This is a genomic window from Glutamicibacter sp. BW77 (genome assembly GCF_002332285.1).
Classification (GTDB): domain Bacteria; phylum Actinomycetota; class Actinomycetes; order Actinomycetales; family Micrococcaceae; genus Glutamicibacter; species Glutamicibacter bergerei.
Genome location: NZ_NRGT01000034.1, coordinates 13,171 through 28,082, shown reverse-complemented (window position 1 = coordinate 28,082; position 14,912 = coordinate 13,171). Strand labels below are relative to the sequence as shown.

Annotated in this window: 10 protein-coding genes and 2 tRNA genes; 2 read left to right on the top strand and 10 right to left on the bottom strand. The window is 52.6% G+C overall.

Annotated features, from left to right (window positions below):
* Positions 1-255: hypothetical protein (locus CIK74_RS18910; RefSeq protein ID WP_205738234.1), on the top strand; the 255-nt coding region annotated here is incomplete at its 5' end.
* A gap of 1,167 nt (positions 256-1,422) precedes the next feature.
* Here the strand turns inward: CIK74_RS18910 and CIK74_RS03240 are convergent.
* Positions 1,423-1,495: transfer RNA gene (locus CIK74_RS03240), tRNA-Glu, on the bottom strand.
* Positions 1,496-1,543: 48 nt separating this feature from the next.
* A tRNA-Gln gene (locus tag CIK74_RS03235) sits at positions 1,544-1,615 on the bottom strand.
* Between the two features lie 1,000 nt (positions 1,616-2,615).
* Here CIK74_RS03235 and CIK74_RS03230 point away from each other — a divergent pair.
* Entirely contained in the window at positions 2,616-3,092 is a 477-nt protein-coding gene (locus CIK74_RS03230; protein ID WP_096254334.1) for a hypothetical protein, read from the top strand.
* On the opposite strand, the gene CIK74_RS03225 is transcribed toward CIK74_RS03230, so the two are convergent.
* From CIK74_RS03225 to CIK74_RS19125, 8 genes are read right to left on the bottom strand one after another with little or no spacing between them, the layout of a single operon-like run.
* Positions 3,093-4,487 carry a hypothetical protein gene (locus CIK74_RS03225; RefSeq protein ID WP_096254333.1) on the bottom strand — a complete coding sequence of 465 codons (1,395 nt, stop codon included), beginning with the start codon at positions 4,485-4,487 and terminating at the stop codon, positions 3,093-3,095.
* Entirely contained in the window at positions 4,484-6,442 is a 1,959-nt protein-coding gene (locus CIK74_RS03220) for an AAA family ATPase (protein ID WP_096254332.1), read from the bottom strand. Before CIK74_RS03220 ends, CIK74_RS03225 begins: the two co-directional genes overlap by 4 nt.
* A 32-nt stretch (positions 6,443-6,474) precedes the next feature.
* Positions 6,475-7,197, bottom strand: coding sequence for a SprT family zinc-dependent metalloprotease (locus CIK74_RS03215; protein WP_096254331.1), 723 nt, complete (start codon positions 7,195-7,197; stop codon positions 6,475-6,477).
* A complete protein-coding gene (locus CIK74_RS03210) occupies positions 7,184-10,282 on the bottom strand; it encodes a type I restriction endonuclease subunit R (RefSeq protein WP_096254330.1) in 3,099 nt (1,032 codons plus the stop codon). The genes CIK74_RS03215 and CIK74_RS03210 overlap by 14 nt, the downstream gene beginning before the upstream one ends.
* Positions 10,279-11,223, bottom strand: a complete 945-nt coding sequence (locus tag CIK74_RS03205) for a GIY-YIG nuclease family protein (protein ID WP_096254329.1) — start codon at positions 11,221-11,223, stop codon at positions 10,279-10,281. Before CIK74_RS03205 ends, CIK74_RS03210 begins: the two co-directional genes overlap by 4 nt.
* Positions 11,220-12,398 (bottom strand): restriction endonuclease subunit S, encoded by a 1,179-nt coding sequence (locus CIK74_RS03200; RefSeq protein WP_096254328.1) that lies wholly within the window; start codon positions 12,396-12,398, stop codon positions 11,220-11,222. The genes CIK74_RS03205 and CIK74_RS03200 overlap by 4 nt, the downstream gene beginning before the upstream one ends.
* On the bottom strand, positions 12,395-13,975 hold the full coding sequence (locus CIK74_RS03195; protein WP_256382591.1) for an N-6 DNA methylase: 1,581 nt from the start codon (positions 13,973-13,975) through the stop codon (positions 12,395-12,397). The genes CIK74_RS03200 and CIK74_RS03195 overlap by 4 nt, the downstream gene beginning before the upstream one ends.
* A complete protein-coding gene (locus CIK74_RS19125; protein WP_256382590.1) occupies positions 13,918-14,877 on the bottom strand; it encodes a class I SAM-dependent DNA methyltransferase in 960 nt (319 codons plus the stop codon). Before CIK74_RS19125 ends, CIK74_RS03195 begins: the two co-directional genes overlap by 58 nt.
* Positions 14,878-14,912: the final 35 nt, after the last annotated feature.

Below are 14,912 nucleotides of genomic sequence, written 5' to 3'. Positions count from 1 at the left end.
TCTTCGTTTATCCACAGTGACCTGTGTAAAACTCTTGATTTTCTGGGGATTATCCCCGAATTTTGTACCGGTTTTTGTTCCGGCCTTGTTTCGGCGACAGATAAAAACTATACACAGTTTTGGGGGATGTTTCAAATCGGTGGCCTCTTTTCCACAGTGACCGTGCACACACGTATTCTGAGGAGCTTTCGACAGCTGCGCACTCCCCTCTACGGCATCAATGAATTGAATTTCTGCGATAAGGAATCTAGGTAATAGCTGTACACAACGTCCATAGCCAGTTGCGCTGAGCCTTCGACAGCAACTGCATTACAACGGAGCGGATGCCCCCGGCGACATGAGCTCAGAATTTCAATACTCGTGACTCGTTATTAGAAGTATGGGTTGCTCATAATTGAGTTCCATTGGGGGCAGCCTCTTACTAGATGGGGACACGAAGCGACCAGCAAATATTTCACAGCCAGAGAGCCCTAGTTCCTATAGAGGGAAGGCAAACGCAAACATTCAGCGTTGTCGCGTAGGCGGCTTCACTTTAGACCGCTTAATTCTGCTTGCGGGGTATCTCCGATTCGTATCCACTGACCAAGCACCAGGAATTGCTCTGGTCTACAACTTGCTGCGGTCATACCTTTCCAGTGCTCAGCCGTAACTTCTACAATTTGCAGTCGCCCCGTCATCAACCTACAGAAGTCTCCGTTTCGCACACAGCAATGGCAACGGCATTGCAGAATGAAGTGCCGAAGTTCTCGCGCCGCGTGACAGGCGCTTGTCTGCACTGGCTTAGCCAGCTGATTATTTGACTCGTTCATAGCATTCAGCGATTCTTCTAGATAGCCGATTCACGAGCTTTCGACTCCGGTATAAGCCGTATAGAACGAAACCGTCATGTATCGGCCGATGAGACTAGTGCTTCCAGGCAAGAGTCAGCACACTTATTCGAGACCGTAGCTAGCTATTCTGGACACCAGTGCGCTCAGTGACAAGGATGAAGAATCGGTGTCTTCTTGGATGTCTGTCATGCAGTATCACCCTAGGCAACTCGTGCGGCTCGTTAACGAAAGACAACTGATCACTGTTATTTGGCTCCACGATTCTGGTCCAAGTTGATAGGTCCTGTGGTCATGGCCTTTCTAGAATGACGCCGGCAGGCAGAAAGCTACTGGCCTTTTAGCTCCGTCAATAAACTCAAAGGGATAGTTGCTGTCCAAGAAGTGCATGAGTGAGCACGCCCTTTAGAGTCCTGTTAAGGATTGGGTTCTAGACCGGGCAGCGAGGACGTACGCTCCTAAGCAACATTCTGGCCGCAGGATCGGATCCTTGGCCATGGTCAAGGTAGCGGGCCTACGGGTTACGAGACAAGACTGGATCCAGGTACTTAGTTAAAGCAAAAACGCGGAACCGTAGTTCCGCGTTTTGAATATGTGACCCCAACGGGATTCGAACCCGTGTTGCCGCCGTGAGAGGGCGGAGTACTAGGCCGCTATACGATGGGGCCGTACGCTGAAGATTTCTCTTCAACTCACCGAATCCCTCCGGTGAAGCGCTGGGATACCAGGACTCGAACCTAGAATGACGGAACCAGAAACCGTTGTGTTGCCAATTACACCATATCCCAATGTGACTTGGTATCCCTCAGGGAAGATATCGCTATCTCCTTCAATGGAATGCCTTAGCACGAGATATAACTATACATAAGAAAACCAGTTAAGGCATCTTTTGAGCCCTCATCCTCGAGTGATCTGCAGCTCTATTACAGATTCGAATGTTTTCAGCGCCAAAATACGGTAGTCAGCATCCCTCAGTGGCCTGAACCGTGGATCGCGTAAACGGTAGTTGAACTTAGTACTGCGATCTAAATTCTCTTACCCATAGTTCCTCTATCGCGATCTGACCATGACGGACGCTTCAGGAGCACACCGTATCTAGACGTCGAGCCATCGTACAAGCGGAGCCAACTTGAAATTTCTACCGCAAAGACAATGCTGGGCAAAGTTCGTTGGCAGCCACAAACGATGATTTTGGGACGGTCAAGCACGGAGGCGCTTTTATGGCGTTCAGCAGCGGTGCTTATTCTAGATTCATTGATTTGATGGGTCATTGTCGCCAGAGGGTCTGCGCAACAGCTGGCCTCGCCCATAGTCACGAAGATGTTCATGGTTTTGCAAGCACAAGGATTGCTCTGGGAAGTGACGATTACTTGTTATATCGGCCGGGTCTCCTGTTGGATGATCGCGTCTTGGAGTGCCATCACGATCCGAGAAGCCGGGTGCGCACGATCCAACTCACCAGCCCGATAGGGGGATGGTGTAAAACGGCAAGCTGATAGTCCGAGTTAACAACGATGAGTGGCTGTCAAACTTGCATCAACCGTGCCTACATGATGTTTCGAAACTTTGCCCCGGTCGTTCGTTTATTTCTGAACATCTCACTGCTCAGAATTACGTTGATCGGCAATCTGCACGTGCCTAGAACAAAACCAATCGATAGGCAGCGAGCGGCAGGATCGTTATCCCGGGACGTCGCACTGCGTGGTCTATCGTCGATGTTCGACATACAACACCACCTGTGCCAGTTACGCACAAGCCTCTAATGTAGAACGTGAGGCAAGGTTTAAAGTGTCAACTCCCGGAAACGAACTGTTTCCGGGAGTATTTAGCTTGGTCGAGGTGCTGGCAGAGTATTCCAAGCAGGCGCACCGCAAAATAGATCGGCTGTCTACCGCAGCGCAAGCGCTTCAACGGCTGAAATCAGGGGAAACTCGGCCAAGAGCAGCTCGGGATGAGCGCCACTCCCAGCGCTACCGCATCGCCGATCGCTTTGCCCCTAAGGATTTGATAGCCATCGCGCAGCGTTACCAGGCGGGCGAGCACTCAACCGACCTCGCCAAAGAGCACGGCATCGCCAAATCAACCCTGCTCCGGCTTTTGGCTGAACAGGGTATCCAAACCAGGCAGCGGGGCCTCACACCCGAAAAAGAGCGCGAGATCATCCGTCTGCGAAAGCAGGGGCTCATCATCCGCGACATCGCCAACCGTGTCGGGTGCAGCTATGACACCACACGGATTTTCCTTCGAACATACGTCGACGCTTAACTAAGCCAGCATTTCGGATACCGGAAAATCGCCGCTAACCGGTGTAGAAAATTCGCCACTAACAATACCGTCATAGTCCATTGCTGTTAGCGTCCAAGTGGCATGAACAGAATCGTCATAGTCTTTCGGGAGAACTAATACTGCCTCGTCCTCCGGAGTTACGTATGATTCACCAGGTCGAAGATCGCTAACATCGATAGTCACGTCGACTGATCCACCATTTTTGAATTCGATACTATCTGGACCTACGAGTCGAGGGACGTACGGGGTGGTCGGGCCCAGAGTCGCCGACCTAAGTACACTGGCGGATAGTCCAAGTTCATTTTCACGAGGTCCCCATTTGCGAGGCATTCTAGGCAGATAGCTCAGTAGCCTGAACTTCTTCGTCGATTTTTGCTGATACTCAATATCACCCTCAATGTGGATTTTCACCTGTACCTTCTTCAGAAACTTGGCTGAGTTATTGGTTATCTTGAATCTCGCATCGGGTAGTGCCGAACCTATGTACTCATCAATTGCAAGCGGGAACGCGTTCTTGGCCTTTTGCTTCCAGACAGCAATCGCCGCGCGATACTCATCACGCGTCCGATCTTCTGGGATTGTAGATGCATAGGCTGAAAAGGTAGGGATCGACAATGCTGCGAGTCGTCGAATCGAATTCGCCGAGTCGAGGCTAGTGCTCAGACCGTGTTTAACGGTGCTTGGCGAGGATGGCTTCGACGGCTCTGGGGGCATTGCAGCCAGGAGACGGTTCTCGATCGCCGCCAGGAAACTGTCCGCTCCGACTAGTTCTCGGTCAATTCGTTTAAGAGGGCTCGCAATCGATACGTCGATGTCGAGGGCGGGCACAGGAAGCACGGAACGCGATTGAAGTCGACGAATCTCCTGGCTGGTAGCAGAGCGTGTCTGTGTCTTATCACGTACATAGATACCGCCATCGGCCACTCCATCGCCATTCTTGCAACAAAGGAAGACCGGATGTCCAAATACGGGAGGATCGACATCAATGATAAGGATGTGGCGGTCTGGGCTGTCTGTCGGAATCCGTATGCCACGCCAGTACGGACCATCATCAGTCAGGTATGGCCTAAGTTTGTCTTGCAACTGGTGGTCTTCCATCGGGCTGATCCCGATCATCTGACCGTTATCGATTCCCCAGACCATCAGCCCGTGGCCAGCTATGTACTTGGCTGCAATTTGCGGATCTCGATTTGCCATGCCAAGTATGCACTTGGCGAGCTTGCCTAGATCAGCGCCCTTCATCGGATTGCCTTGTGACTTTTGCTCCAGCCATTCCGTTTCATAGTCGTCGTGCGACGCGATCGACTTCAAAAACTGTTGCCATTCATTCGTAGTGCGTGGCAGTTTCGTCTCGTCCCAATCGATTCGGCTCAAAACTCACCGCCTGGCAAACCAATGGATGACTCTATGTTCGGATTGCTCTCCAAATCGTCCAAGTCAAAAATGCCATGTCCAGATGCACGGTTCACGACGGATGCCAAGAGCTTTGAGGGCGACCCGTCCGCCAGCAAGGTTGCGTTCCGATACGCGTCATGATTCTTCTTCAGTGAAATACCCGCATCGACCTCAATGGCTTTGCAAGCTATTTCCCACTCTGGCCATTCAATGCTGAGATGTGCTTCTAAATGGTCATCCAAGATCGCAACGGCATCGAGTTCCTGGGTACTAGGGAAGTCTTCTGGATGTAGTGCAAAATATTTCATTACTGCTTTGTTTGCAGCTATGTGGCCTATGCGTTCGTTTTCAATCACTTCCTCCGTCTTTCCATTCTTTCGAGCCCTGTCTTCGAAACCACCGTCGGCGTCGAAGATGGCATAGACCGGGATGCCGAGAAGATCAAGGATCGCGTGAGTAAGAGGAATATTGCTCTTACCCCCGGCGTCGACGACTGCAACGCCCGTAGTCTCTAGGATTCCCTTCTGGTGACGATCAGCCAGTCCATGAAAGACTGCCACCTCCGTGGTGCCTTCCGCGAGGAGTACTCTGTTGGCAAACAGTGCCACTGGAAGTCGGCTAGATATGGTTCCACTCAACTGGCGATCGACGGTAGCTGCCTTAACTGACCCCTGAACTCTGGCCTTCACTTTTTCCAGCGTCGAGCTGAAGATGCGCACTCCATATGCCGAGTCCCCACTGCGAACAAGGCGGCGAATCTGGTGGAACTTGTTTGATTCGACGAAGTATGGGCTATGAGTCGCGTAAGTTACCTGTAGGTTCTGTTTTGGGTCTTCTGCTAACGATCTTAAGACTCTTGCAAAAGCCTGAGCTTGAATTGGATGCTGAAAAAGCTCTGGCTCTTCTACTGCGAGACAGATGACGCCATTGGAATCGGACGCTCCTGATTTAGCCAGGAGCTGCAAGGCCGCAATTAGTAGTGTTCTTTGAAAGCCATGCCCTTGGCGATCCACGGATGTTATCGTTTCTCCGTCGAGGATGGAGACATCAAATGTTGTCTTGGGTGGCTTAAGTTCGACTGGCGCGGGGTTCACCCGAACAGTACGACCGGGGCTAAAAGACGCGACAACGTCATTCAGACTTGTTGAGATAGCTTTAAGCTGATCCGCGAACTTCTCCTTGTAGACCTTGTTCTGTTTTTTCAAACTTTCTTTGACAATTTTGTCGATGTCTTCATCTGCAGCAGTCCGGTCGATGCCGCGCTCCAAAATTCGACTGATTATGCTGCCCCGACCATCAACTGATTCTTCACTAGCACGAAGATCCGCGGTAACTAGGACAAAGTCAAAGATGCCGCTCATCACGCCTTCGCCATTAAACCCAAAGAAATTTGTCTGAAGGTTTTCAGGGTTGTCTTCGAGCATGTCATTGTTTGATGATTCCCAGGCCTGGAGGGCTTGGTCGACGGCGGATCCTGAGGTTGCCGCAGGGAGTCCCAGCTCGTGACTTGTGGCTCTTAGTTCTTGGTAGAGTCTCCTCTTATCGGTAGCGCTCCCTGCCGATCTGATCGCTGCAAATGGAGGATAGCCTTTCGCGTTTGCGGAAAGTAATTCTGATCCGTCGGGCCGTCTGATCTTCCACGCAGTAAAAGTTTCAGCGTCATTCGGCGCATATTTTCCAAGTGCGTCACGGTCGTTCTGTTCCAATCCAGAGAACGTAACTCGGACCTCGATATTGCTCGACATATTTCCGAACGAGCAGTCGTGCTCGGTCAGAGCTGAATTCTTACCACCGTTGAAGAACCAGTCCAATGCTCGCAGGACGCTGGACTTACCGACCCCGTTAGGGCCAATAAAAGTTGTAACCGCATCGAAGCTAATCGTCGCATCAACGAGCGAGCGAAAGTTCCTTATCTGCACCTGGCTAATACGCATCTAGCTATTTCTCCCGTTCAATTTGATGTCCCTCATTGCCATGCTTCGTCCTTCAAAGGAGCGGTGTTGAGTTCATCCCGACGCGCACGCCAGTCCGGCACGAACCCATCCATCAACTCAGAAAATCGTTCGTTGTGATTCCGCTCCAGCAGGTGCGTCATTTCATGCACCACAATGTACTCAAGGCAGTTCGGATTCTTCTTTGCTAGCTCTAAGTTGAACCAGATATGTGCGCTTTCACGGTTGCACGATCCCCACTTGGTTTTCATACGTCGTACGGTCCACTTTGCGACAGTGTGACCGACTATCGGTTCCCATTTAGCGATCAAAGCCGGGATTGCCTGCTTTAGCGCAGACCTGTGCCATTCCTCCATCGCATTGCGACGTTGCTCAGCGGTGCTATCTGCGGGCACAAACATAGTCAGCTTGTTGCCGCTGATATCTATTCGTATTCGGCCTGGCTCGGTTACGAGCTTCAATCGGTAGCGCTGCCCCCAGACGTAGTGAGACTCGCCCGTGATCATTTCGCGTTCGCTCTGGCGTACGGCGCTGCGCAATTGTTCACGCTGCTTCTTGATCCACGGCAAGCGCTGCACGACGGCGAGGCGAATCGCGTCATCGTCAAGGCGCTCCGGAGCGGCGACACGTACACGTCCAAGTGGAGGGTAGACAGCTATGTGCAGATTCTTGATGTGTTTGTAGACCACGTCAACATCAATGCCCGAGACTGTCATGTAGGCACTAGCGGTACTCATTGCGAGCCTTCACCAAGTCAAAGAGTTCATTGAAGCGATCAAAATCGGCAGGGAGCACCTTACGAATCGCGCGAGCAACTTCCTTTTGCTTGAAGTTGTTGCCAACCCAGTCGTGTGGCTTGCTCGTCATGATCGCCATATCCACCTTGATCGGCGTTTCAGGGTCAGTCCATCCGAAGTCATATACGGCCCTCTGCGCACCATTCGTCGCCCAAGCAGGGTAGTCCGTGTCTGATTCTTTTGAGCCGACTTTCTGAGCGTGCGCGATCAGCTGTTCCAGATAGGTCTTATAGTCGATGGCACCCTGGCGACGCTGCTCGATGATGGCATCCAAAAGGGTCGACATACTCTCGTAGTACTTTGGGTTCATCGCGTTTTCATCGATGATTACCTTGCGGATGTTGTTCGCAATTGTTTCGGCAACAGCCTCGGGATCCTTTTTGATCCCTGGCGGCAGTTTTTCGATGGCTCCCGCGCCTTCGCGAACGATGAGATCGACGAGACCAACGTTTTCGAAGTCGGCAACGATTTCAGATCCATCGGCGTGTATATAGGTATCGAGTAGGAATCGCATGCCGGCTTCGTACTGTTTGAAGTCGACGTTTTCACCTGCGCCAAGCTTCACTTCGTCGCGCACTGAAGTGTAGTGCGCGATTTCCTTGCCGATTGCAGCTGCCTCAGCTTCTGAGAACCCAGCTTCGGTCATGTCATTCGCGATGGCCGCGTAGGCTCGCGTCAGGCCAGCCACCGACTTGTAGAGTTCCACACGCTTGGCTTCGTTGCGCTTGATCTGGTCGGCATTTCCGTGATCGACGGCGCAGAAGTAGTGCTGGTATTGAAGGGTTCCCTTGGGCGGTTCAACCGCTTCACACAATGCACGGATACGTTCAAGCGCCTCATCAAGATCCTCGCGTGCGAGCTTGACCCGGTCCTTAAGTAGCCCCTCGATGTCTTTCTTCTCGTACCCGTCCAACGCACCATTCGTATAGTCGGTGATGGCGTCTTCGAGGGAGTTGAAGAGATCCTGGTAGTCAACGATGTAGCCGTAGTCCTTGTCATCGCCGTCCAGGCGATTGACGCGGCAGATGGCTTGGAAAAGGCCGTGGTCGCGCATCGACTTGTCGATGTACAAGTAGGTCGCTGCTGGTGCGTCAAAGCCCGTCAGGAGCTTGTCAACGACAATCAGTAGCCGCATCTGGCCCGGTTCATTGATGAACCGTTCCTTGACGTTCTTTTCGAACTGCTCGACCTTCGTCATGGCCTGGTCGGCAGGCTCATCGAAGTGATCGGCAAGCATTTGCCGATAGATTTCATACTGGCGCAATTTTTCGGTGGCGCCGTGGCCGGAGTCTTCTTTGGAGATATCACCGGCTTGTGGTGCATAGCTGGTGACGATGGCGCATTTGCCCTTGAATCCAGCTTGGCAGAACATCTCGTAGAACTTGCAGGCCTGGTAAATGCTGGCGCTGACGAGCATGGCGTTGCCGCGCATGTCCATCAGTCGTGGTTTGGTTTCCATGTCGAGCAGAATGTCGTTGACGATCTGCTTTGAACGCTGCTCGGAGCTGACCACTTTTTGCATGGTGCCCCAGCGCTTCTTCAGCTCCGCCCTTGAAAGATCAGTCATGCCCTTGGTCTTGGCATCGAACCATTGGTCGACCTTGGCCGGTGATGTCAGGTCCTGGTCGATGTTGCGGGCTTCGTAGCGCAGGTCGAGGACGACGCCGTCCAGCACGGCTTCGTTGAACTTATAGGTGTGGATGAAGCTGCCAAACGTTTCGATGCTGGTTGCTTTATCTGCCTTGAGTAGCGGTGTACCTGTGAAGCCAATGAACATGGCTCCAGGGAGTAGTTGCTTCATGGCTCGGTGCATCTTGCCAGACTGGGTGCGGTGGGCTTCATCAACAAAGACGAAGAAATTTCCCTTGGCAGAAAAGCCAGCCGGAATCTTGGAGTTGAGTTCAGCGATAAATTCACCGTCGGCGTCATTCTGAGTGGCTTCGTCGTCTCCGCTGCGGAACTTATGAACCAGGGAACCGATGAGCCACGGTTCGTGCCGGTTGAGAGCACCCATCAGATCAGCGCCCGACGTAGTCCTGTAGATGTCTTCGTTGACACCGTTGAAGACCTTCTTGATCTGGTCGTCAAGCTCGGTGCGGTCGGTGATGATCAGAACACGCGCCTGGCTGTCGCCGACGGTCTGGTGCTCACGAATCCACTTCGCCAACCACACCATGGTCAGAGACTTGCCCGAGCCCTGGGTATGCCAGATGATGCCGCCCTCGTGCTTGGCAATCCGTTCCTGGGCGGCTTTGACACCAAAGAACTGGTTGTGGCGGCAAGTCTTTTTTACGCCGGAGTCAAAAACCATGAAGTCATGGATGATCTCCAGGAACCGATCTTTCGAACACATCTGAACCAATGCACGGTCCAGCGGCTCTTCAATTTCTGAGAGCTCTTTCCATTCCAGCCAGTATTTTTCGGGAGTGTCGATCACGCTATAGCGCAGACCTTCGACATCGTTGCCCGCCATGACCAGCTGGACGGTCGTGAAGAACGGGCGAATGAAGTCCTTCTTCTGGTTGCCGATGTTTTGGCGGATTCCTTCCGAGACGGCCACCTTGGAGCGCTTAAGCTCGATCACGCCCATAGCCAGACCGTTGACGTACAGCACGACATCGGGCCGTTTAGTGTGTTCGCCCTTGATGGAGACTTCCTCAGCCACGACGAAATGATTGGCTTGGGGATCACTCCAATCGATCAGCCAGACGGTTTCGGTATTTTCACCAATACCAGGCTTCACCTTTACGCCGTATCGCAGCATGTCGTAGACATCGCGGTTGGCTTCATACAGGTTTCGCCCGCCACCCAATGATGCGTTTTTCTTGAGCTGATCGACTGCCTTGTTGATCAGGTTGTCGTCATAGCCACGAGCCCGGAGGTTCTGCTCCAGCGTATCGGTTTCGATGTGGGAGTTACCTTCACGGTATTCCCAATTGCCCCCGTACTCATAGCCAAGTTCCTCGAGGAACAGCTTCACTACGCGATTTTGTGTACTACGTTCAATCTGACCAACTGTACTCATGATGCATCTCCCCCAAGATCTTGTTCTATTTCTTGATTCTGCCAACGTCCGAAGCTCACGCCCGAGACAGCAACCTTCCATTCGTTCCGACCATTCGCACTACGCCCAGTCACCACTGCAGCCGCCGCAGACGGCGAAGCAAACACGTGGTTCCTCGTGAATTGGGCAACGGTGCCGGATACCGAAATTTCGATGGTGCCGTCTTGCTCAAGCTTTTCTCGGAGGCTCTTGTAGCCGTCGTCAACACCGTTCCAAGAATTTCGGGCGGTTGAACCCTCAAGCACGATGAACTCGCCATCTATTTCTTGCGCCGTGGCAACGAAGCCGTGCTTCTTCGATCGCAATTCAAAAACAGGCGACACCGATTCTTTCACCACTTCGCCACCCGACGATGCGTCTTTAGATTCAGTGACCATCGTGGTGTTGCGGAATAGATTCACACCCAAGACTGGCAATGCGATCTTGGCCTGCGCAATGAAGTACTCCATATCAGAAATATCAGATTCTGGTAGGGGAAGCGGTGCCGGTGCCGTCCCATTGATGAGGCGTGTGCGGTTGGCTTTCTGTGCAAGCGATATAAATCGTGATTCAAGGTAGCGGGCATGCGCTTTGGTGAGGTTCGCGTCCTTGCTTGTTAGCAAGATCGCCCGATCCCAGAAGTCTTTGCCGCCTTGTTCCTCGGAGCGTGAATGTTGGTACAGCCGCTTCGATACGTCGTCACCTTCACCAATGTAGGCAATAGTGCCACCCATGCTGTCTGGATCATCGCCGAGCAGAATATAGATACCGGTACGGTTTGCTTCAGGGCGTTTCAATAGTGCACCAAGATCCGAACGTGGAGCAGCCACGACGTGACCAGTCCAGTTCATGATCTCGGCCGTCAGTAGGCCACCGGGCGTACCGTCAGCCAAAAACAGGCGAACAGACTTTCCAACACTCATGCGCCGGCCACCTCCGGCACTAGCCGTGTGCGACCAGTGAGCAGTTCTTGCATCATGCCTAATTTGATTGTGCTAACTTTCGCAAGGCGATCGCAAAGCGCGTTCATCTCCATCTCAGCATCGTCAAGGATCGCCACGATCGCACGCTGCTCATTGAGAGGCGGTAGCTGGATCAGGAAGTTTTTAAACGTTGGCAACCGGAGCGAATCAACGGTGGCTTTTACTGTGTTCTCCATAGCGTGAGCTCCAAAGAACTGACGCATAAAATAGTAGACAAATCTACCATCGGCGCCATCAAAGAAGTCGCTAATCTTGTATACGCGTTGATGCACCTCAAATTTACCGTCGATGTAATGGAAGATCGACCCTATGCCACCCTCGCCGGGAATGAGTATGGCTTCGCAATCGTAGGAATAGGTATCGATGTGCTCAACGGTCGCGGAACGGACGAAGAAAGGATATTTTCCCCCAGACCTTTTGTCTTGGTTGTTTCGCGATCCTGTCTTTATTCGTGCCAGCTCCCCAAGCCGTAATTCAGTCCATCGCTCGTTGAATCCGGGCAGTTGGGTCTTGCCGGTGAGGAGCTTCTGCATCAACCCCTGCTTGATCGCCTGCTTTTTGGCGATCAAACGCTGAAGAGTAACCTCCAGATCGTCAATATCGCCGAGGGCTTCTGCGATCGATCCCTGTTCGATCATGGAAGGTACCCAAAGTGAAAACTCGGAAAGATTATTGGCGCCTAGATTTGGCTGCGCAGCACCACCAGCCCACTTTTCAATCTGTTGGGTGCACAGTTCTGATGCCAGATACGCCGAAAGGAACGATGTAGTTACCTTTGATGGCTTGGGCCTAATTATGACGAGGGAACTTGCAATAGCTCCTTCTGGCATCGACTGCTCGACTACACCAAACTTACCAAGCGAACCGCGTAGACAGAACAGGATGTCACCATAGGCGTATTTTCCTGCGCCAAGGCGATCGAACTTTTCCTGTGTAATGTAGTTCATTCCCCGCATTGAGATGCGGCCGCTACGCAGGTGTCCAGCATTCACGAACGGAATCCCAATTTGGACGAATGTACCCGGTGATGGGTAGTTATTTCCTCGATCCCCATTCTCGAAACTACAGATTGAGCCCAGCGTTGAAAATTCCGGCTTTGCATCGTCAATTATCATTTGATACCCATTTTTGCCAGATGCCCGGCCACTTTCGCAGTTAACTCCTGCAACTCAATCTCAAGATCGCCGACCTTCTCGTCGTACCGATCACCGAGTTCCTTAATACGAGAAACGAGATTGTGTGTTAGCTTCGTAATTTCACCGTCAATGCCGCCAGCGATCGACCTCTGCCATTTTTCTTCGAGGACGAGCTCCTTAACATCCGGCTCAGTGAGCTTGCCGTATTGCGCGACGACAGAACCGTCCAGCTTGGATTTAGCGTCCTTGGCGAGCTTCTTGGCCGCCGATTCACCGTTGTAGAGCTTGATGAGATGTTCGAGGGCTTTGATCTCCTCTGGGTCGCCGTGTTCGCGTTTGGATTCTTTGAGTCGTGCAGAGGCGAGAGCCTTAGTGATTTTTCCATCGTCCATGGCCTCTGCGAGAAGGCCTTCTTCCACGGCGTGCTCTTCGCTGTATTCCGCGATCTGGCGAGCAGCGTCGTCTGCGATGGCAGTCAGCTGGTCAATGTAGGCTTGATCCTCCGTGAAATACCGATTCACGATCAGCGCGGGCGGAATCAAGTCCATCTTGTACTTGGTGGCCGACCGGCCAGTTCCGACAATGAGATCCGGAATCTCCGAGATCTTCCGGTCCTTATCTTCGATAGTTTTGCGCGGCTTGGCTGCATTCAGCCAGCCTCCGTTCATGACTAAGAAGATGTCGTCGTGCATGATGGCATGCCAGTAAGACATGAATTGCTCATAGACGTCGTATTCGTCCAGAAGCGCCGTGCTCTTGAAGCGGGCGAGCAGATCATCGCCCAGTTCGGCGGCTAGATCGTTGGGCTTCAAGTTTTCATCAATCGCTTCCAACGCCGCACGGTGCGTAGAGTACCACGCCGCAAGCTTAACGCGGGTCTGCTCCGAGAAGTCAGCGAATTCGTCCGAATCCAGAATGGCCTGTTGTACGTCCGAGATGTCGACGGTCAGCTCACTGTATCCCTCGCGCCCAGTGTCCTTGAACAGTTGCTTTCGCAGTGACGGGAACGCGTCCCAACTGGCCCGCAGGGCATCTATATCGCGGTTCGGGATACCACCATGCAAATGTGCGTAGAGGTCCTGGACGTCTTCTGGTTCCGAAGAGTCGATGTAGCGCGGAATGTTGAGGTTGTAATTATTGGAGGCATTTCCAATCTCCGATAGCGGCACCATGCGCGAATAGCGCTCAACTTCCTGCTGCTTGTCGAAGATGTCGACGATCTTGTGCATGTCCTGGGATCGTAGGCGGTTTTTGTTCCCGTCTTTCAGGAAACTCTTGGAAGCGTCAACCATGAATACGCCAGTGCGCGCTTGGGCGTTTTCTTTGTCGAGCACAATGATGCAGGCAGGGATACCGGTGCCGTAGAACAGGTTCGCAGGTAGACCGATAATCCCCTTGATAAAGCCACGCTTGAGCAGCTGCGTACGAATCCCGGCTTCTTTGCCTCCGCGGAAGAGAACGCCGTGGGGAAGAATGACGGCAGCTTTGCCGGTGCTCTTCATGGATTTGAGGATGTGTAGCAGGAACGCGTAGTCGCCGTTCTTTTCCGGCGGCATACCGTACTCGAATCGCCCGAATTCGTTTTCCAGCCCATTGCCCCAGGACTTGGTGGAGGGAAAGGTGGATTCGCCACGATGAAGTCAAAGGTATCGAGAGAGTCACCTGTGGTGAACTGCGGACTCGTAATGGTGTCGCCCTTGCGGATGTCCGCGATCTCGTTGCCGTGCAGGATCATGTTCATTTTGGACAGTGCCCATGTGGCATTGTCCTTTTCCTGACCGTAAATTGTCAGGCCATTGCTCGATTCGGAAGCAACTTTGAGCAGCAGCGAACCTGAACCGCAAGTGGGGTCATAAACGGTTGCGGATCGCGGAGTGTCCGGGGTGACGTTGATCAGCTTTGCGATCACACGCGACACTTCGGCCGGGGTATAGAACTGCCCCTTGGATTTACCGGATTCGGTAGCAAAATGCCGCATCAGGTACTCGTAGGCGTCGCCCAGCAGGTCGTCACCTTCGGCCCGCGATCCACGGAAATCGAGATCCTGGAAGATGGTGATCAGCTTGGAGAGCCGGTCCTGCATCTCTTTGCCCTTGCCGAGTTTTTCTTCATCATTGAAGTCGGCCAGGTCGATGACTTTTTGAAGATCCGAGGCTTCGGCAAGTTTGGCGATGATCTTATTGACCTTGTCGCCGATCTCTTTGTCGCCCTTGAGCGCGACCATATCGTCGAAAGACCCGCCAGCCGGAACAGTAATCAAGGCGTCGGGATCTGTTTTCGACTTGTCTGATACGTATTTCACGAACAACATCGTCAGGATGTAGTCCTTGTACTGACTGGCATCCATTCCACCGCGCAGCTCATCGCAGCTCTTCCAGAGAGAGCTGTAGAGGTCGGATTTCTTTAGCGCCACTGCGCGGCTCCCTTGTGTTGTTGATGGATCGTTCGTCGTGCTCATTTTTGTGTCTCCAGGGCATGGATGAGCCCAGGTTA

Bases quoted from the DNA above. Each gene is read 5' to 3' on its own strand.
- CIK74_RS19125 (WP_256382590.1), bottom strand. From the start codon at position 14,877: ATGAGCACGACGAACGATCCATCAACAACACAAGGGAGCCGCGCAGTG.
- CIK74_RS03205 (WP_096254329.1), bottom strand. From the start codon at position 11,223: ATGAGTGTTGGAAAGTCTGTTCGCCTGTTTTTGGCTGACGGTACGCCC.
- CIK74_RS03195 (WP_256382591.1), bottom strand. From the start codon at position 13,975: ATGCCGCCGGAAAAGAACGGCGACTACGCGTTCCTGCTACACATCCTC.
- CIK74_RS03210 (WP_096254330.1), bottom strand. From the start codon at position 10,282: ATGAGTACAGTTGGTCAGATTGAACGTAGTACACAAAATCGCGTAGTG.
- CIK74_RS03200 (WP_096254328.1), bottom strand. From the start codon at position 12,398: ATGATAATTGACGATGCAAAGCCGGAATTTTCAACGCTGGGCTCAATC.
- CIK74_RS03220 (WP_096254332.1), bottom strand. From the start codon at position 6,442: ATGCGTATTAGCCAGGTGCAGATAAGGAACTTTCGCTCGCTCGTTGAT.
- CIK74_RS03215 (WP_096254331.1), bottom strand. From the start codon at position 7,197: ATGAGTACCGCTAGTGCCTACATGACAGTCTCGGGCATTGATGTTGAC.